The 18,783-nt window shown below is 39.9% G+C and carries 26 protein-coding genes; 18 read left to right on the plus strand and 8 right to left on the minus strand.

Annotation, left to right across the window (positions count from 1 at the left end):
- Positions 1-145: 145 nt before the first annotated feature.
- Positions 146-718 carry a Uma2 family endonuclease gene (locus M595_RS19045; protein ID WP_023068032.1) on the plus strand — a complete coding sequence of 191 codons (573 nt, stop codon included), beginning with the start codon at positions 146-148 and terminating at the stop codon, positions 716-718.
- Between the two features lie 192 nt (positions 719-910).
- Here M595_RS19045 and M595_RS32760 read toward each other — a convergent pair whose 3' ends face one another.
- Both M595_RS32760 and hisG read right to left on the minus strand, forming a co-directional pair.
- Complete coding sequence (locus M595_RS32760; protein WP_023068008.1) at positions 911-1,036, minus strand: hypothetical protein; 126 nt, start codon at positions 1,034-1,036, stop codon at positions 911-913.
- A 24-nt stretch (positions 1,037-1,060) separates the two neighbouring features.
- Entirely contained in the window at positions 1,061-1,705 is a 645-nt protein-coding gene (gene hisG / locus M595_RS19050; protein ID WP_023068018.1) for an ATP phosphoribosyltransferase, read from the minus strand.
- Between the two features lie 157 nt (positions 1,706-1,862).
- Here hisG and M595_RS19055 point away from each other — a divergent pair, with 157 nt between their 5' ends.
- Positions 1,863-2,522, plus strand: a complete 660-nt coding sequence (locus M595_RS19055; protein WP_023068020.1) for a glutathione S-transferase family protein — start codon at positions 1,863-1,865, stop codon at positions 2,520-2,522.
- 39 nt (positions 2,523-2,561) lie between these two features.
- Positions 2,562-3,242: a two-component system response regulator RppA gene (rppA, locus tag M595_RS19060; protein WP_023068043.1), complete on the plus strand. Its 681-nt coding sequence runs from the start codon at positions 2,562-2,564 to the stop codon at positions 3,240-3,242.
- 21 nt (positions 3,243-3,263) lie between these two features.
- On the opposite strand, the gene M595_RS19065 is transcribed toward rppA, so the two are convergent.
- The 3 genes from M595_RS19065 to M595_RS19075 all read right to left on the minus strand — a co-directional run bounded on the left by M595_RS19065 (position 3,264) and on the right by M595_RS19075 (position 5,506).
- On the minus strand, positions 3,264-4,001 hold the full coding sequence (locus tag M595_RS19065; RefSeq protein WP_023068015.1) for a class I SAM-dependent methyltransferase: 738 nt from the start codon (positions 3,999-4,001) through the stop codon (positions 3,264-3,266).
- Positions 4,002-4,161: 160 nt separating this feature from the next.
- Positions 4,162-4,587 (minus strand): DUF29 family protein, encoded by a 426-nt coding sequence (locus tag M595_RS19070; protein ID WP_023068016.1) that lies wholly within the window; start codon positions 4,585-4,587, stop codon positions 4,162-4,164.
- An 88-nt stretch (positions 4,588-4,675) separates the two neighbouring features.
- On the minus strand, positions 4,676-5,506 hold the full coding sequence (locus M595_RS19075; RefSeq protein ID WP_023068028.1) for a metallophosphoesterase: 831 nt from the start codon (positions 5,504-5,506) through the stop codon (positions 4,676-4,678).
- Positions 5,507-5,685: 179 nt separating this feature from the next.
- On the opposite strand from M595_RS19075, the gene M595_RS19080 reads away from it, so the two are divergent.
- Positions 5,686-6,267, plus strand: coding sequence for a thioredoxin family protein (locus M595_RS19080; RefSeq protein ID WP_023068010.1), 582 nt, complete (start codon positions 5,686-5,688; stop codon positions 6,265-6,267).
- A 234-nt stretch (positions 6,268-6,501) separates the two neighbouring features.
- Here M595_RS19080 and M595_RS19085 read toward each other — a convergent pair whose 3' ends face one another.
- Both M595_RS19085 and M595_RS19090 read right to left on the minus strand, forming a co-directional pair.
- Positions 6,502-6,999, minus strand: a complete 498-nt coding sequence (locus tag M595_RS19085; protein ID WP_023068044.1) for a DUF4359 domain-containing protein — start codon at positions 6,997-6,999, stop codon at positions 6,502-6,504.
- Between the two features lie 144 nt (positions 7,000-7,143).
- Entirely contained in the window at positions 7,144-8,115 is a 972-nt protein-coding gene (locus M595_RS19090) for a M48 family metallopeptidase (RefSeq protein ID WP_023068011.1), read from the minus strand.
- 138 nt (positions 8,116-8,253) lie between these two features.
- On the opposite strand from M595_RS19090, the gene M595_RS19095 reads away from it, so the two are divergent.
- The 6 genes from M595_RS19095 (at position 8,254) to M595_RS19120 (ending at position 12,706) form a co-directional block, all read left to right on the plus strand.
- A complete protein-coding gene (locus M595_RS19095; protein WP_238987105.1) occupies positions 8,254-8,928 on the plus strand; it encodes a chromophore lyase CpcT/CpeT in 675 nt (224 codons plus the stop codon).
- Between the two features lie 382 nt (positions 8,929-9,310).
- The gene (locus M595_RS19100; protein WP_040484356.1) at positions 9,311-9,928 is read left to right on the plus strand and encodes a CP12 domain-containing protein; all 618 of its coding nucleotides are present in this window, start codon (positions 9,311-9,313) and stop codon (positions 9,926-9,928) included.
- A gap of 304 nt (positions 9,929-10,232) precedes the next feature.
- A complete protein-coding gene (locus tag M595_RS19105) occupies positions 10,233-10,757 on the plus strand; it encodes a pentapeptide repeat-containing protein (protein WP_023068034.1) in 525 nt (174 codons plus the stop codon).
- A gap of 155 nt (positions 10,758-10,912) precedes the next feature.
- A complete protein-coding gene (locus M595_RS19110; protein WP_040484357.1) occupies positions 10,913-11,386 on the plus strand; it encodes a C6orf136 family protein in 474 nt (157 codons plus the stop codon).
- Between the two features lie 117 nt (positions 11,387-11,503).
- Positions 11,504-11,830 (plus strand): DUF760 domain-containing protein, encoded by a 327-nt coding sequence (locus M595_RS19115; protein ID WP_023068005.1) that lies wholly within the window; start codon positions 11,504-11,506, stop codon positions 11,828-11,830.
- A 60-nt stretch (positions 11,831-11,890) separates the two neighbouring features.
- Positions 11,891-12,706: a sulfurtransferase gene (locus M595_RS19120; protein WP_023068054.1), complete on the plus strand. Its 816-nt coding sequence runs from the start codon at positions 11,891-11,893 to the stop codon at positions 12,704-12,706.
- Positions 12,707-12,732: 26 nt separating this feature from the next.
- On the opposite strand, the gene M595_RS19125 is transcribed toward M595_RS19120, so the two are convergent.
- Positions 12,733-14,172, minus strand: coding sequence for a trypsin-like serine protease (locus M595_RS19125; RefSeq protein ID WP_023068029.1), 1,440 nt, complete (start codon positions 14,170-14,172; stop codon positions 12,733-12,735).
- 106 nt (positions 14,173-14,278) lie between these two features.
- On the opposite strand from M595_RS19125, the gene M595_RS32435 reads away from it, so the two are divergent.
- The 8 genes from M595_RS32435 to M595_RS19160 all read left to right on the plus strand — a co-directional run.
- Complete coding sequence (locus tag M595_RS32435) at positions 14,279-14,710, plus strand: hypothetical protein (protein ID WP_023068037.1); 432 nt, start codon at positions 14,279-14,281, stop codon at positions 14,708-14,710.
- Between the two features lie 105 nt (positions 14,711-14,815).
- Entirely contained in the window at positions 14,816-14,971 is a 156-nt protein-coding gene (locus M595_RS32440; protein ID WP_023068014.1) for a hypothetical protein, read from the plus strand.
- A 242-nt stretch (positions 14,972-15,213) separates the two neighbouring features.
- Positions 15,214-15,954, plus strand: a complete 741-nt coding sequence (locus M595_RS19135; RefSeq protein ID WP_023068003.1) for an SIMPL domain-containing protein — start codon at positions 15,214-15,216, stop codon at positions 15,952-15,954.
- A gap of 148 nt (positions 15,955-16,102) precedes the next feature.
- Entirely contained in the window at positions 16,103-16,459 is a 357-nt protein-coding gene (locus tag M595_RS19140) for a hypothetical protein (RefSeq protein WP_023068045.1), read from the plus strand.
- Positions 16,460-16,571: 112 nt separating this feature from the next.
- Positions 16,572-16,967: a hypothetical protein gene (locus M595_RS19145; protein ID WP_023068013.1), complete on the plus strand. Its 396-nt coding sequence runs from the start codon at positions 16,572-16,574 to the stop codon at positions 16,965-16,967.
- A gap of 132 nt (positions 16,968-17,099) precedes the next feature.
- Positions 17,100-17,552 (plus strand): protein tyrosine phosphatase family protein, encoded by a 453-nt coding sequence (locus M595_RS19150; protein WP_023067812.1) that lies wholly within the window; start codon positions 17,100-17,102, stop codon positions 17,550-17,552.
- A 46-nt stretch (positions 17,553-17,598) separates the two neighbouring features.
- Positions 17,599-18,090: a DUF2243 domain-containing protein gene (locus tag M595_RS19155; protein WP_023067806.1), complete on the plus strand. Its 492-nt coding sequence runs from the start codon at positions 17,599-17,601 to the stop codon at positions 18,088-18,090.
- Positions 18,091-18,275: 185 nt separating this feature from the next.
- Positions 18,276-18,783, plus strand: a 508-nt coding sequence (locus M595_RS19160; RefSeq protein ID WP_023068050.1) for a nucleotidyltransferase domain-containing protein, incomplete at its 3' end; no start/stop codon positions are given.

The raw sequence follows: 18,783 nt of genomic DNA on the forward strand, positions 1-18,783 counted from the left end.
AGGAATTGGTTTTATAGTCTACATTCGGTAGAACCTTTTATCCCACTTCTCTGAACCCAAAAATATAAATTTTTAGCACGACTTAATAGACACTCACTTCTGGTTTGATTTATACTAATAAATAGCGTTGAGTTGATTCACTCTCATGAAAAACTTCACTCTGAACCTAGAATCAATTGCTCTAACAGACGAACAATTCTTTCAACTTTGTCAGAATAACCGTGATCTGAAATTTGAACGAAATGCCAATGGAGACTTAGTGATTATGTCACCCACAGGAGGAGAAACAGGAAACTATAATGCTGGATTAACTGCTCAACTTTGGCTGTGGAATCAAGAACATAAATTAGGTAAAGTGTTTGATTCTTCTACGGGTTTTAAACTTCCCAACAGTGCAGATCGTTCTCCTGATGTGTCTTGGATAACCTTAGAACGTTGGAATACTTTAACGACTACACAACGAAAACAATTTATTCCTCTGTGTCCCGATTTTGTGATTGAATTACGTTCGGCGAGTGACCGTTTACAAATTCTACAAGATAAGATGAAAGAATATATTGAGAATGGAACTCGTCTAGGTTGGTTAATTAATCCCCAATCTCGTCAAGTTGAAATTTATCGCCAAAATCAATATATTCAGGTGTTAGACGCTCCGCAAACCTTATCAGGCGAAGAAGTTCTACAGGGTTTTATTCTCCATCTTGAACAAATTTTGTAGTTCATTCCTCTTTGAGCACTTCGAGTTTAAACCTCTTTTAATTAAATATTGCTCAAGTCTCATTTTTGGAGAAGCATACAAACAATATTGCAATTGACGACCGTCTGAGCTATAAAAACCAAATAACCACTGTTTATCTTCCCAATGCGCGAATATGTTCGGGACCAAAATCTCGAACGGTTGTCACCGAAGCTAAGGAATTTGTTGGTGATTCCAATCTAAAACCGCATCAACACCGCTTCGAGTCGGTAGATCAGGTTTTCTTAACTCAAAAATATGAATTAATTCATTTTCGCGACGGTCGTCTTGAACAGTCATTTTGACAACATTTATAGAATCATATTACACAAGTGCTAATATTTTTGATCGCACTTTTTCAACCACCGTTTTTAATCCCCCTGTATTGACCCGATAACTCAACGGATGAACAATTAACTGAGCGGTACTTTCAAACAAAACCTCTATTTCAATTAAACCATTTTGCTTTAACGTCCGACCTGTAGAAACTAAATCAACAATAGCTTCCGACATTCCCGTAATCGGCCCAAGTTCGACTGAACCCGAAAGCGGTATAATCTCTACAGGAAGATCTAAACTCTCAAAATATTCACTCGCACAATGAACAAACTTAGAAGCAACTCGACTATGAAGCGGTAACTCAACTGGACTGCGAAAAGGACTCGATTGTTTGACAGCAACCGACATCCGACACTTTCCAAATTTGAGGTCAACTAAACAAGCCACTTGCGATTTTTTCTCCCGCAACACATCATAGCCGACAATTCCCAACTGAGCTTGACCATATTCGACATAGACGGGAACATCCTGCGCCCTGACCAGTAAACCTTTAGCGGTATGTGTGGGGTCATCAATTTGTAATTGTCGGTTACTAGAATCGAGAAATGCGCTAAAATCTAATCCAACTTCTTGTAAAAGCTGAATACTATCTTCTAATAGGGCGCCTTTGGGAAGTGCTACGGTAATCATATTCGTTTAGGAATCATCGAAAAGTTATCAATGGCTGTTTTTCCAGACTTCAGAGATAGAGGTATCAAAACTGAATATCTGTGTTGTTAACAATTTAGGGTTACATCAAAAATGACGGATAACAATTTACAACCACATCTATAATATTTACCAGATTATGAGTAAACTTACTCTGGTTATCGGCAACAAAAATTATTCTTCTTGGTCGTTGCGGGCTTGGCTGACGATGAAACAAGCCGGACTAGAATTTGCGGAAATTCGCATTCCCCTAAGTACACCTACCTTTTACCAACAGGTTCGTCAATATTCTCCATCCGGACAAGTTCCAGTCTTGCTTGATGATGATTTAACGATTTGGGAATCTTTAGCCATTTGTGAATATATTGCCGAGAATTTCGCTCCTTATTTGTGGCCAGAAGATCGAAAAGCAAAAGCAATTGCACGTTCAGTCAGTCACGAAATGCACGCTAACTTTTTCAATTTACGCTCTCAAATGCCAATGGATTGTCGGGGTCGCTATCCTGGTGAGGGAATGAAGCCAGACGTGCAGGCTGATGTTGATCGTGTCTCTACAATTTGGCGAGAATGTCGTCAAAAATATGGGGGAAATGGTGATCTTCTGTTTGGGGAATTTAGTATTGCTGATGCGATGTTTGCTCCAGTCGTTTCTCGATTTATTACCTATGGTGTCAAGTTAGGTTCAGTTGAACAAGCTTATATGGATGCTATCTGGTCTTTACCTGCGATTAATACATGGATAGATGCAGCAGCAGTTGAGTTAGAATATTTGGATCGACTTTCCCATTCACACGATTAATTTTGAGTTGGAGTTAACAACAAATTACGAATCAGAAATATGCGTATTCTTCTCGTCGATGATGAAGTTGAACTCACCCTACCCTTGAGTCGGGCTTTAACCCGAGAAGGGTATGCGGTTGATGTAGCCGATGAGGGGGGAACCGGGTACAATTTAGCCATTCAACATCACTATGATTTATTGATTTTGGATTGGATGTTACCGCATCAATCTGGAATTGAAATGTGTCAAAAATTGCGATCAAAAAACAATCAAATCCCCATTTTATTTCTAACAGCAAAAGACACTTTAAATGACCGTGTAAAAGGACTTGATGCCGGGGCTGATGATTATTTAGTTAAACCCTTTGAACTGCGAGAATTATTAGCACGGGTGCGGGCTTTATTACGGCGTCCACCCACATTAGAATCTCCAACGGCGAATTCTCGGCTGCAAATTTTTGATCTAGAATTAGATATTGAAAATCAACTGGCTTATCGAAACGGACGTATGATTGAATTGTCGGAAAAAGAATGTAAACTGCTGGAATATTTTATGCGTCATTCCGGTCAGTTACTCACTCATCAACAAATTTATCAACATTTATGGGTAGATTCAGATCAACCTAGTAGTAACGTTTTAGCGGCTCAAATTCGACTCCTCCGACGCAAAATTGAAGATCCCAAAGAACGACAACTGATTCATACCGTTTACCGAAAAGGATATCGATTTGGAGAATAGAAAAACTTGAGATTAACTGACTCAGTTTTGAGGTTTTATTCCCCCAAATAACGCTAATTCTAACACTTTCATAAAGCAATCAACATCAAGAAAGCCCATCTCTGTTAACCACTGACATTGCAGTTCAACGGGTGCTAGAATATTCGCTTCTTTATCGGGTCTGTTATAATACTGTTGGGCAATTTCTTCTCTTGATTGATGATTTACCCGTTGATGATGATAATTTACCAGCGAATCTATAAACATTTCATTAAAAACCAATTCACCAAAATTAGAAGTAGATTTAACGTGTTCTAAATTTAGAAAAATACCTCTAGGAGTTAATAGGTTATAAATCTCTTGATACACTTCCTGTTTTCGATCATCCGGTTGATGATGAATAGCAAAACCCGAAACAATTACATCAAATTTACCGAAATTTTGAACGGAATTAACCCAACTTGTTTGACCAAAATCTTCTAAGACAAACTCAATGTTATTTTCGGGTGTTTGCAGCTTATCTTTGACCGCAGAAATCATCGCTTCTGAGAAGTCTAAAAATACAACTTTTGCATGAGGATACTGAGTTAATATTGTTCGTCCGAGTATCCCATCGCCACAGCCTAAATCTAAGACTGTATTCACTTGAGACTTCGCCCTTTGAATAATTCGCAACATCATCTCTAACTGTTCACTCGCCAGAGGAATTGCACCCCGAACCCCTTCTAAAAACGTTTGGGCGAGTTGGGCTGTTTTCCAAACTTCATCTGTTCTTTTCATCGCTATAATTGACCTAATTTAACTCGCCATTCTTGGGAAACTAGAACAATGCACGATCGCCAACATTCTCTAAAAATCTCTTGCTAATTATAAATCCTAATTCTAATCTTACCACATAGCCGGGAATAAAGACTCGCAATCAGTTATGCAAGTCCTATATTTATCGTTCCCAGATTAAATTCATTGCCTTTTTTATAATCTCCTCTCGTTGGACGAATTGACTTAATTCTTCAGCTTCATATTTTCCTTCAAAAGCTTCTATCGCGGCTTTTTCCAATGCTAAATCATAAGCATCCTCTAGGGTTGCTGCTAATTCTTCTTCAGTCATATAAGTTCCCTTTGCTTTCTGGCGAGAATTAGTGCGTTGAATTTGCTTGACACAATTGCGAATTGAAAGATTCCAAGACCTCGTGGTGCGGCTTTCAGCAGATTGCTTAATCAGGTGCAGGAGCAAAATAATACCATAACTAAATATTTTATTCAGTTTATCTGATTTGCTCATTTCTTCTAATTCTTCTACAATTAACAGAGCCTCTGTTATATTGCCTTGATGTAGGAGTTCTTTAAGAGTAAGTAGTTCTTCCATTGGTTTAAGTAATTTTCAAATTGACCGAATTTAACTGATAGTTTGTAGTTGCGCTTTAGCGCAGAAAATAAGGGCTGAAACCCAACAACTAAGAGCTTTTTAAAGTAATAACTGTGACTTCAGGCGGACAATTAAATCGTCCGGGTGGGTAAGTTCCTAACCCTCGATTAACATATAAAAAATTTGCCCCAACAGAATGCAAACCAGAAGCCCATTCCCAATGTTTAAAGACCTTTTTACAGCCCGATTTTAACGGCACTAAAAATTTTAGAGACTGGGGAAGTTGACGCTGAACTTCTTGCATCCAACCCGGTAAAGGCCCGATTCCCGGAAGCACAATTTGACCCCCATGCGTATGACCTGATAATTGTAAATCAATTCGCCATTTTTTGAGCAATTCGGCAGTATCTGGGCTATGAGATAAAACAATTCGGGGTGTCATTTGGTCAACTAAATCCATCACTGATTCGGGGTTAAATTGACCTGAATAAATATCCGGTAATCCAATAACTGCTAACTGATATCCTAACGGATAAACAACTTGATTGGATAAAACTTGAATGCCAATTTTTGTGAATGCTTCAGTAATCATCCCTTGGGAGTCGGGATAATGATAATCATGGTTTCCTAATACCGCATAAATTCCAGCTTGACTTCGCAATAGTTTCAGATGCCAAACTAAGCGATGAATGGGTTTGGGGTCATCGGTGACATAATCCCCTGTCAAAAAAATTAAATCAGGTTTGGCGTGATTTGTTTCTGCGATCGCCTCTGCTAATAAACGATCTGACAGTCTCATCCCATCATAATGCAAATCACTCAACTGAACCAGTCGAATTCCGTCTAATGAAGCGGGAAGATTGGCTATTGCCAAGGTCAGATATTCAACCCGAAGTGAACCTGTTAACAGCCTGTGCATGAATGGTGATATCAACTGAAGTAAGGCAAACTCTAGTCTAGCAATCCGCTTGGCAACCCCTCCAACTTAATCAGCATTTTGTGGGTTGAATCAAGGATTAGTTTGAAAGATCTCCCCTCGATACCTGATAATAGCAATAAGTCTGTTTGTTGTTGATTGTAATTAAGGAAAGTTTAACAATGTCTTTAACGGCTTCTACGATGTTAGCGCTATCAACCCCGGCACCGGATTTTCAACTCCCGGATGTCACCACAGGGGAAACGATCTCTTTAGAGACGTTTGCGGACAAAAAAGCGTTGTTAGTGATGTTTATTTGTCGTCATTGTCCCTTTGTCAAACACGTTCAAAATGAACTCGCAAAAATTGGCAAAGACTATGTTCCCAAAGGAGTTGGTATTGTAGCAATTAGTTCTAATTCTGTTCAAACTCATCCGGGTGATGCACCCGATCAACTCAAAGAAATGGCGCAGGAATTAGGCTTTAATTTTCCTTACTGCTATGACGAAACTCAGGAAGTTGCCAAGAGATATACAGCCGCTTGTACACCTGACTTTTTTGTATTTGATGGCGATCGCCAATTAGTTTATCGGGGTCAACTCGATGAGAGTCGTCCGAGTAATGGAAAACCAGTTACAGGGAAAGATTTACGGGCGGCGTTGGATGCGGTTTTAGGCGATCAAGCGGTGAGTCTGGATCAAGTAGCCAGTATGGGCTGTAATATTAAATGGCATCCAGGTTCAGAACCCAATTATTTCGGTTAAATTTCAGTTCAATTCAAGTTTTTAGGGTGGATTAAGTTATTATTAATCCATCCTTATTTTTTAAAGATAAACTAGATTTTTAAAGTCAATATTTATAGAATTTATACCCATAATTTTGTGTCTATCGATGGGTTTTATAGAGAGGAAAACAAGCAATTATACTCAAAAAACAAAAAAATACCGTCTAACGGTGAAGAAAAAGAAAAACTTCACAGACCACAGAAATGAACTGAGTTACTTAGAAATAGGCTTAACGTTTTCTGTGTTTTCTGTGTTTTCTGTGTTTTCTGTGTTTTCGATTTGTTGTAGATCTTCTGAATAAAAACTCAGAAAATTACCAAAAACTGCGATCGTGCGATAGCGCTTATCTACAAAATCAAAATCCGTCGTATAAATGCTGAACAATACTGCATTATGACGGTCAGTTCCTTGATTAATATTCTCCTGAATCCATTCTCGTCTATTCGTCACAAGCGATTGACAAGTATCAACTAATGATTCGGAAATTCCATTCAAAAACTCAGGTATATTAGACTTTGTACACCATTTTTCCTGAGCTTCTGTCACTAATCTACCGGAAGCATAATTCAAATATTCTTCTCGTGAAGGATTAGTCAGATACATAGTACCCGCCAAAATCGCTAAGACAATTGCGCCTTTACCCAAAAAATCGCCCCAGTTGGGTTTAAATCCGCCAGAATTATTTTTTTTCCGATCAAAAGTGCCTATCATGTTAGAGTTTTTCCCGATTTTAATCCTTTACCTTAACATTATCCTTCATTTCCGAGTTAGTCAATTCCGGAAATTGTGAAACATCCAAAAAAAAGCGAGGAGGACGCAGGAATGATTTTCGGCTACCTCCTCATCCTTTACCGTTTAGCTTTCTCCTTGACTCGATTTAACTTGATTGATTTCTCGCTGTAACTCCTCAATTTGACGCTGTAACGCCTCGACTTCATCATTCGACTCCTCAACTTCGACTTCAACCGCACCTTCGGAAACCCTTTGTTTATAATTTCCTAAACGAATTTGTCGATATTCTTCAGAAGTCGCCCACTCCCGTAAATATTGAATTCGTTCCACCGGGAAAGGATGAGTCAGCATCATTCCTTGACCCCCGTTATACAGCAAAAATTTATACACTTGATTCAAGCCATCGCTATCGAGATTGTGATACTGTTCAGACTGGCGAATAAACTCATCAAGAGAACATTGGGAAGCGTATTTTCCACTCACCCCCGCCATCGTCATCATTGAGTGCATAACACATTTCAAATCATCTGTAACCAACAACGCCGCCCGATCCGCCGAAAGTTCCGCTTTACGTCGCCATTCATAAAAGGCATAAATCAATCCACTGCTGACTAAATTTCCAAGCCCCATCGTCATTTCTCCAATGGTGGAAGCGACACCCATCGCCCAAATCGCCATTTGATTTAAAATCGGATGACCACATTTGATATGACCGAGTTCATGGGCTAAAACCGCCCGTAATTGGGCTTGATCAACAACATCTAATAAACCTGTATTCAGAACAATATAGGGGCGTTCCTGTCCCAGAGAATAGCTGTTAACTTGGGGGTTTTGTGCCACGAATAAAACGGGTTCATTCAAGACATCGAGATCTCGAATACATTCACGAAAAAGATGATAGATACTGGCGTATTGACGTGGCCCGACTTGAATACTATTCCCCATCAGATAAACGTACTGAGGCCGTTCGTAGACAAATTCTACAAACTTACTGGCAATCAGATCAAACCCTGGAACGCTGCGGAGGGCTTCTTCTGCTTGTCGATCGAGAGGATGGCGAAACGCTTCACTTGAAATTCCGGTGTAAGTTGGCATAGTATTTTGCAACGGTAAACTGAAAATCTATTCCGGTCTAACTGAAAATTAGGCTGACCTGATCATGTTGACAAATTTATTAAAGTAGTTGCAAATAGTAGAAACAACGGTGTTGGAATTTATGCAATGGAGGTGCAGGTGAGTTATCCCCTGAAAACAGGCTATGCGATCGTCACGTTGATCACTACTGCTAGTTTATTTGGATGTGGCTTGATCCTCAACTCAACTCCCCGTCAAGTCCTAGAGGTTGTCTCTTATCTCACAGGTGTGATGGAAACCAGCGCCCAAGCCCAAGCGGTGACCGGGGCGCCGAGTGTTCGGATGACAACCTGTGTCGTCAAAGTTGCTGATGCCGATGAAATTACCCAGCGATCTCCTGCTATTTTTCTGTATCAAGAACAGGCGATGACGAGTAATCCCCAAAAACCCTATCGCCAGCGTTTTTTACAGATTTCTCCGAGTGCTGATGGCCAAAAGGTGGAGTCGGCGACTTTTGTTCCTCCTAACCTCAGGGCTTTGGTGAATTTTTGTAGTCAGCCTGAGTCGGAACGTCTGGTTACAATTGAGGACATTGGAGATTATCGCTGTAGTGTTTTTCTCCAACCTGCGGGTTCTCAATATATTGGTCAAACTCAACCCGAAGGATGTCCTGCCAATTATAAAGGTGCAGTCACGATCACAAATCGGATTACTTTAGATGCTCAAAGTATGGAGACTTTTGATCGCGGATATGATCAAAAGGGAAATCAGATTTGGGGCGCTGAAGATCAATCCTATCAATATCAACGGATTGACTTGAATGCAGCCCAGTGAATCACTCCAGAAAAGGTTGATTTGATGTCTACAGATTCTCGGATTTGTGAACTCACAATTATGATTGATTTTATTTGACTTTTGTTGAGAATTGATGAGGAATTAAAGAGCAATCGAACTGACTTTTCAGACCTTCAGTGAGTTGGGTTGCCTTTCTCTATTCTCAATGGAGTTTGTGTGCCATATAAGTGCTAATTGTCATCCTCACCAACGGTCAATGCAGGCTCCGTCGTTTTACGGCGGAGTAATCTTTGACTGTCCCCAAAAGATTAAAGATTTTAAATCTTATATTTTAACAGCTTAGAATTAATTTAACAATCCTTTCTTTTGATCCCATAACAAGGCAAGCTAGAATTTGCAGTGAATTAATGGAGAAAGAGCCATGATGCTCAAAGCCAAAGATATTATGACGACTGATGTTGTCACCATTCGGGGTTCAGCTACTGTTGCTGAAGCGGTTAAGAAAATAAACGATTGCGGAGTCCGTGCTTTAATTGTCGAACGTCGTCACGAACAGGATGCTTATGGTATTGTCACCGAAACGGACATCATTTACAAAGTTGCCGCTTTCGGTAAAGATCCCAAACAAATGCGAGTTTATGAAATTATGACCAAACCCTGCATCGTTGTTAACCCTGATTTGGGTGTAGAATATGTTGCTCGGTTGTTTGCTCAGACTCACATTCATTTAGCACCTGTTATTCAAGAAACGTTGATGGGGATGATTTCAATTGATGACATCCTCAAAAAAGGCGATTTTGTCGAAAAACCGAAAAGTATTCTCCTCGAAGAACGTATCCAAGAAGCTATTAAAGACGCTCGCGCCACCTGTGCAGAAAAAGGCGCAACTTCAAAAGAATGTGCTGCGGCTTGGGATATTGTCGAAGAATTACAAGCAGAAGCAGCGCACCAAAAAGCAGAACGGATTGAGAAGACAGCTTTTGAGGCTTTTTGTGAAGAAAATCCAGATGCTGCTGAAGCTCGGGTTTACGACAATTAAAGCGAATTAAAAGCGGTGATAATTTTCAGGTGGATCTATTTGGAAATCAGTTGACATCTATCTCCAGATAGATTCATCACCCGAGTTCAGTTTGATTGGGATAAGAATACAGTGCATTTTATTTACAAAAATTGATACTTTGATTCGAGGATAAAACGGGCGGACTACGGAGATCAACTAACTTCTAAAACTTAAGAATACTCTCATGTTCAGAAACTTTTTAGGCTTCTCTATCGACAAAATAAATATGTTAAAATCTCGAAGTATCAGAACCAACTGATCCGAGGAATAGGAGGAACATTAAATGAAGTCTAAACTACTAGGAATACTGGGGTTACTTATTCCCCTGGTGGCGATTGCTCCGAGTTTCGCTCAGTTTAATACCAACGATCCTGACGTTTTTCTCAAAGGACAAGCCAGTTCTTGTCAAGGATGTAATCTCCGAGGTGCAGATCTTAGTAATACCCGGCGCGTTAATGCTCAACTCCGCCAAGCAGATTTAACTGAAGCCAATCTCAGTGATGGTTATTTTGAAGGCGCTTATTTTACCTGTGCGGATCTCACCCGATCCCAACTGGAAAATGCTGAATTTCCCTACGCAAACTTTGTTGATGCGAACCTCAGTGGAGCCGATTTAAGTGGTGCTGATTTGAGTAAAACTGACCTGAGTGGAGCCATTATAGATGATACAACCAACTTAGCAGGAGCGAACTTAGAGGGTGCAAAACTTTGGGATGCTAGAACCATTTATCAACCCGGAGTTGATCTCTCCGAAATTCCTCGAAATAAGGATATCGAAAAGCAACGAGTTAAATGTAACAATCAGTAGAATCGATTAAAAATCAACAAGTCTTACAATTCCCTCCTTTTTGAGTTTTCAAGGGGGAATTGTCTACTCAATATTTCCCAATCTTTCCAAAATTCAAGTAAAATGTTACCCTATTTTTACAGCTTATTTTTGGATTGTTTTGGCAAGCGCAAATTATGACGGCAACCTCACCCCAACTAACACCCGAACAATATCAAGCTCAAATAGAAACGGTGATCACAACCCTAAAAAATGACCTCCCTACCTTATTTGAAAAAGATATTTCCTACAATATCTATACCTCAAATATTTACTTTACCGACCCCGTGAATACATTTAAATGGAAATTTAACTACAGAATTATCTTTTGGACACTCCGATTTCATGCTCGCTTATTTTTTAGTGAAATTTACTTTGATTTACACCGAGTTCAACAAACCGCAGTGGATCTGATTTCCGCTGACTGGACAGTACGGGGAACCCTACGACTTCCGTGGAAACCGCAAATATTTTTTAACGGTTCTTCTGCTTACAAGCTCACCGAACACGCCCTCATCTATCGCCACGAAGATACTTGGGATCGTTCTCCGCAAACTATTTTAAAACAATTTATTCAACGTCCATCAGCATCAAATCAAGACGAAAGATAAAAGTCGAAACATCCCCCCATTTGGTTCGGTTTTACTCACTAGAACAGGATAGGATCAGTGGCTAGAGTAGAAAGCAAGTCAGCCTAAAATTTTACAGAATACAAAAAAGGATTTAAAATGCACGATAAAAATGTATCGAATCGAGTTCCTGATTTTTTCAAAGACGCTTCATCAGACGGAAATCAACTGTTACAATACCTTCAGTCGATGAACCCAGAAACTATCTCTCACCTTTCTCAACCCGATCCTGAAGTTGCTCAAATTATGGAACATCGTCTTGCTCAACTTTTAGGCGGTTTACCCTCCGACCATTTTGATGTTAATATCAATACAAATCGTCAACAGTTGGGTCGTCTTCTCGCTTCAGCGATGATGAATGGTTATTTCCTCTACAGTGCTAAACAACGTATGGAATTTGAAAAAGCAATTTTAGACTCTCATTAAAGTCGAATCAGGAGTTTCTGAACTGAGAACCTTAATTTTCTTCAGAATTGAGACCAAAATATGACGGATAATGCTTTAGTCGTTTCTGCTTCTGGGTTAGCCAATCAACTTGATAATCCTAATATTGTTGTTGTTGACTGTCGCTTTTCATTAGCTGATTCCGAACTCGGACAACGCCAGTATCAAGAAAGTCATATTCCCGGAGCATACTATCTTGATCTAAACCGAGATCTTTCCAGTCCTGTTGCTCAACATGGCGGTCGTCATCCCCTTCCCAATTTCTCCAAATTAGCTCAAACTTTTAGCGAAATGGGAATTCATTCTGATACCTTTGTGGTTGCTTATGATGATTCTCGCTTTGCGTTTGCGGCTCGTTTGTGGTGGTTATTGCGATACATGGGACATGAAAAGGTCGCTATTTTAGACGGAGGATTTGGTCAGTGGAAAGATCAAGGTTATCCCGTTAATAATACTCTACCCACTCCTAAATCGGGTCAGTTTAACCCGAAAATTAATTCAGAATTAGTGGTTGATATCGACACCGTGAAAGCGAGAAAAGATCAGCCTCAAGTTGCTTTAATTGATTCTCGTGATCCGGATCGGTATTTGGGAAAAACTGAACCCATTGATCCGATTGCTGGACATATTCCGGGCGCTGTTAACTATCCTTGGAAAGAGGTTTCTGACCCGGATGGATATGCTAAAATAGACGAACAAGCTCAACGTTGGACTCAAATTAAAGATGCAGAAGAAATTATGGTTTATTGTGGTTCGGGGGTAACTGCTTGTGTGAATTTATGGTCTTTAGAAATGGCTGGAATTCATCAGGGAAAACTCTATGCGGGAAGTTGGAGTGATTGGTGTTCTTATTTGTAGAAGCCGATCAAGACTTAATTGAGATTTTAGATTGAGATCCAAGCATCCACAAGTATTTCTTCGGGGGTATTCTGGACAAATCCTAAGACTGTATTTTCTAAAGTATTACGGATTAAAATACCTGAATTTCCGGCGAATTCCAAGAATTCTAAACTTAAGTTTTCTGCTGTTAATCCGGCTGTGAGTCCAATGCGATCGCCAGAGTTAAAATCAGTAATAATATCGACTTCAGCTAGACCACTGACTGCGGTTGAGGTGGATAAAATAAACAAATCTTCACCATTTCCTCCTGTTAAAATATCCTGTCCTCTATCTCCACTCAACGTATCTTGACCCTCACCTCCACTGAGGATATCATCCTCTTGACCACCAAACAAGTTATCATTTCCACTTCCCCCTTCTAGGCTATCATTTCCCCGATTTCCATAAATCAAATCATCGCCATTCCCACCATTAATGGTATCATGATCTCGCCCCCCAAATAACGTATCTTCTCCACTGAAACCCTCGAGTTGATCATTTCCCTGGTTTCCATTTAAAAGATCACTTTCCTGACTTCCCTGAATCAAATCTTCTTCACTATTTGATAACGCGATCGTTTCCTCTATCCAAGTTGAATAAATTGAGACTCGGGTATCACTAAAAAACTCTCCGAAACTGGTATCATTTTCATCGGTAACGTCAACTGTCGGATCAAATGGACTTTGACCAAAAGAGCTTATTCCTGCTATTTTTCCATCAATAAAAGCGGGTGCGCCTGAATCTCCGCCACTAATTCCAACTTCTTCGACACCTAATCCTAAGTCTACAATACCATATTCTACCCCAAAAGCATCATTGAAAAACGAACCATTATCAAAGTCATAAGCGAGTTGAGATCCGAGTACAATATTACTTTGAGGATCATCATTAAAAATATCACTAAAAGCATCATAGCGATTTTTTCCTTTGCGCTTAATTAGATTGACATCATTAAAATTTTCTCCTGTCCATCCGGTTCCACTTGTCCCATATCCAACTTTTTCAAAGACTTGACCCACTTCATTAAACTGAGTATAAATTTGATAACGATCTGCTTCTATTGGCGCAGTTTTAGAGAGTTCAATAATAGCAATATCCGAGTTATTGTCATAGTCTGAACGCCAATTGGGATGAACAAAAATTTGTTTAGCGGGGATAGAAATTCGACCTGTGGGTAAATCAAAAAATACGGTATAATCGCTCTTATTAGGATTAAGATTGGGTGTATCATCAATATTGTTAAAACAGTGAGCAACAGTGAGAATATGACGACCTGTGTAGAGCAATGATCCGGTACAGTCAATCTCTCCATTCATTCCCCATGCGACAACTCCATCAAAACCTGTTCCGGGTTGAATAAGTGAGCGAGGTTCATTGGGGTTATTTGTAGAAACAACAATTCGGGAACGACGCCGACTATCTAAGGATAAAGAAGATTCTGTCATGTTTAAATAATTTAAAAAAAAAGACATCTAAAATGGGAATACACGAGTTACAATACTATCAAAATTGAATCAGTGGATGCCAATCATTTCAAAGCCACATTAAACAATGAAACTGAATCAACGCTATCAAACTCTTAAACAACGATTTCTAGACCTTGATGATTTTCCCTTAGAGTTTTTAGAAACGTCTCGCAATCTCTTTGACTTCAATGACCGAAGAATTGTTCCTAAGCGGTTTGAAGTTTGGACAACCTTAGTCGGGCTTCCCCTTCCCCCGTCGCTAACAACAAAATTTCAATCTTTGTTTAATCAAATTATTCAGTTGCTTCCTAATTCTACTCGATTTTATCAAGTTCAGCCACAAAACTATCACTGGGAACTGTTTATTATCAAACGACCCCAGTCAGAAATAGAACCCACGTTATTGACTCAAACCCCAGAAATTATACAAGCCATCTTAAATAATGTTCAACCTTTTAAAATGTCTTATCGGGGATTTTTAATCACACCCGATGGCACCATAATTGTCAAAGGATAGGTCAAATTTGATCAACTACGAGAACAATTATCTCAACAAATCCCTTGGGCTTCTCCCCAACAATCTAATCTCGGACATATCTCCCTCGGACGAATTCTTGATCCCGTGGGTGAAGTTTATTTTCAGGAACTCAAAGCATTCGTTCAAACCTCTGAAAAAGAAGACTATGGCGAACTCAATATTAATTGTGCTAAATACGTTCACGAAAGCCAATGGTATATGGAAGACCAAGAGGTGATTGCCACATTTAACTTTGGGTAAGGTCAGTGGTACGGACAATTCATAAATTTTCCCTATACGGGTCACTGTAAAAACTGTCACAATTCGGAATCTTTTCAGGTTCTTTTTCCGTCTATTTATGAAGAAATTGCCCAAACTTTAAACAGCATTGAGTTGATGAAAGATCCTGAACTCAATGAGGGCAAACTGAAACAGATGAGTGATGCAGAGACTGAGATTTGCCACTCACCTCACTTGATAATTTGATTGAGAGAAAACCTACTATGTCCGTTGCTCGTCTATCTTCTTCTTCCTGGGGTCTATTTACCGCTTTATCACTGGGTATAGGCCTTGTTGGTTTAGTCAATTTTTCCCAAACCCCGCCCGTTATTGCCCAAGAACAACAAATGAGAACATTAACTGTTAGTGGTCAAGGTACTGTTAATATTCCGACGTCTCTAACTCAAGTTCAACTGGGTGTAGAAGTGCAGGGAAAAACAGCCGATCAAGTTCAACAATTTGCCGCCAAACGCACCTCAGCCGTGGTAGAGTTATTGCGATCGCGTAATGTTGAGAAACTAGAAACCACCGGAATTCGTCTCAACCCAAACTATAGTTATCGCAACGACCAACAACAGTTAACGGGATACTCAGCAACCAATACCGTTAGTTTCCGTATGCCCACCGACAAAGTTGGAAGTTTGATGGATGATGCAGTCAAAGCCGGAGCAACCCGTATTGATCGGATTAGCTTTGTTGCGGCCGATAATGCCATAGAAGCGGCTCAACAACAAGCATTGAAACAGGCGACTCAAGAAGCCCAACGTCAAGCCGATGCCGTTCTCGATACGCTGAATTTAACCAAACGGGAAATTGTCGGTATTCAAGTTAATAACGCCAGCGCACCACCGCCTCGCCCGCTGATGATGCGTCAGGCGAATATGGTCGCCGAACAAGCAGACACGCCTGTTATTGGGGGAGAACAGCAAGTTCAAGCCTCCGTTACTTTGCAGATTCGCTATTAGACGTTAAGTTTTGTATCCCCAGTTGAGGCTGATAATAGCCTGATAGTAAGCGTTCAGGCTTCCTAGAGAACCCAGAGGTGAAAATTTCAGGTGGAGCCGGACAGGTAAAATCAGAGGGCAATTGTGAAAAGTGTTCGATTCTGTGTTTATGCCCATTGCTCCCCTGACGTTAAATTTAATTCAAGGCTCAGTTTCCGTTAGTTTTACTCCAGAAGCGGCTCTGGGCTTAAAAGCAGCCCTTGATGAGTTGATGCAGCAACTCAAAGCGGTTGCGATGAAGTCTACTTCCGGTACAACGGGGAAGCCCACCCCACAAAAATCAATGGAATATCAACATACGGGAGATGTATTTTTAGAAGTATTTTGTAATCCCAATATTTGGCCGAGTCCGTTTGCTGCGAAGTTACTGATTACAGTCCGAGATGACCGTATTAAGGTGAACAGTGAAGCTGAATTGACTCGGATTATTGAAGATGTCAATCAGTATATCGAGCAGGTCTGCTAAAAAGATAATGAGTTTATAGCTCAAATGAGCGACCTAGTGTTAAGATGTTCACCCAACTTGACTGATTTCTAACGAGACGGTCAGTTTTTTATCCACTCATGTTCTGATTCTCATGAATGCCGATAACTTAACTCAAATTTTACACCAAGGGTTCCGCGTCACACTCGGCGCAACCTCCTCTATGATTGAAATGCTACAAGATTCGCACAAGCGAAATGAGAATCTAGAAAAAATTCAGTCTCAATGGAGTCAGCTTGCCCAGGAGTGGGCTGAAAAAGGAGAACAAACCGAGGAAGAAGCTCGCAAGTTTGTTGATACAATCTTAGAGCAACAAAGCAATTCTGGTGCTACTGAGACGACAACTTCAACGTCTTCATCGTCTATGACTACAACCCCAGTCTCGGTTTCTGAACCTGACTCGGCTGAAGACCTTCAAGAACTCACCGCTCAAATTGCCGCTTTGCGACTCGAGTTAGAACGTCTACGGGGTTCTGAGTCTTCTAACTAAAAGAACTAGCACACACTTTAACTTTGAACGCTCGATATATTGAAAGTCGAATCGTAGAAAGAAGATTCCCTCGGGTTAACTCCGGGGGAGTATTATATTTAGGGGATTAAGTCACAAAGGATAAGTACAGTCATGGAAAATCTTAAAAAAATTAATGAGCAACTCTCAATTGCGACTAATCAAGTTACACCGACCCAATTGCAACAAGCAGCACAAGCCGGGTTTAAATCCGTGCTAAACTTTCGATCTCCTCAAGAAGAAGGTTTCCTCAGTGATGAGGAGAAACAAGCAGAAGCAGCCGGATTAGAATATGTTAATCTTCCCGTCAAACCTAATGGGATTACAGAGGAACTTGCCGATAAAATTATACAACAAATTGATTACCTTCCGAAACCTGTCTTACTCCATTGTAAAAGTGGATTGCGTTCGGGTGCAATGGGGTTAATGTATATTGCGATTAAAGAAAATATATCGGCAGATACCATCCTAGAACAGGGTAAAGAAATGGGTTTTGATTGCAATACATTTCCGCAAATGAAGGAGTTTTTAATCACTTATATTTCTAAACATTCAAACAATCATTAATTCATCCGAATCTCACTGAAATTAGGCGACAAGGAGTTATAAAATAATGACAAATGAAACAAGCAAGCAAAACTTAGACTCGACTACTTCCGAAAGTAAAATGTTAATTTTTGCAAGTTTTTTACTCGGCTTTGGTTTGGGCGGGTTTATCGATGGAATTGTATTGCATCAGTTGTGGCAATGGCACCACATGATCGCCAATCTCGTCCCCACAAATACCCTCGCCGGATTAGAAACAAATACTGTTGCGGATGGTGTTTTTAATGCTGGAATGTTTACAATTACTGTAGCGGGTTTAGGTTTGTTGTGGAAAAGTATTAAGCAAAATCCCAGTTTTTCACTGTCAACTCGCGCATTTATTGGCTGGAATCTAATAGGTTGGGGAGGATTTAATTTATTTGATAGTGTTGTTTTTCATGCGATCTTGAGATTGCATCATATTCGCCAAGTTCCCAACTTTATTATATACGATATAAGCTTTTTTTTGATCGGAGGTTTCCTGATTTTAGCGGGAATTGTTTTAACCCGAAAAAATTAACCTGAGACAAGTGGGGTGGGTTGATTCAGGTTTCTGCCTCAAAAACATAGATTTCTACACAATAACCCCTACATTGGTGGATGTGGAATAGTTGCAGGTTCGTTATTCTTGTGATATACTACAAACATAATACAGTTTTATACAAGTGAGGAACGATCAGCAGAAGTTGTTCGTTTAACTAATTAATGAATCGTGAAGACATTGAAAATAGAACGGTTTTAATTGCCTTAACAGGTTCACGAGGTTATGGGTTAGAAACAGCTACCTCTGACTATGACTATCGCGGCATTTTTATTGCGACAAAACCCTATTATTTGGGATTAAGTCACATCGAACAACAGGATAAAGGCTGGGATACAACCCCATCTCAAACGTTTCCTTATTTAGCCAAAGATACCTGTATCTATGAACTCAGAAAGTTCTTAAAATTAGCGATTGATAATAATCCCAATATTTTAGAATTATTCTGGTTTAAAGACTATGTTCACCTGACAGAAGTAGGAAAAATATTGCAGCAACATCGACAATTATTTCTTTCTAAACGCATCAAACAAACCTATTCGGGTTATGGTTACGCCCAAATCAAAAAGTTAGAATCTCATCGTCGTTGGTTACTCAATCCTCCCCAACATCAACCCACTGCGGCTGAATTTGGATTGGTAGAAAAGCCGCCTCTAAATGTTAGCCAGATTA

This window comes from Lyngbya aestuarii BL J (assembly GCF_000478195.2).
Taxonomy (GTDB): domain Bacteria; phylum Cyanobacteriota; class Cyanobacteriia; order Cyanobacteriales; family Microcoleaceae; genus Capilliphycus; species Capilliphycus aestuarii.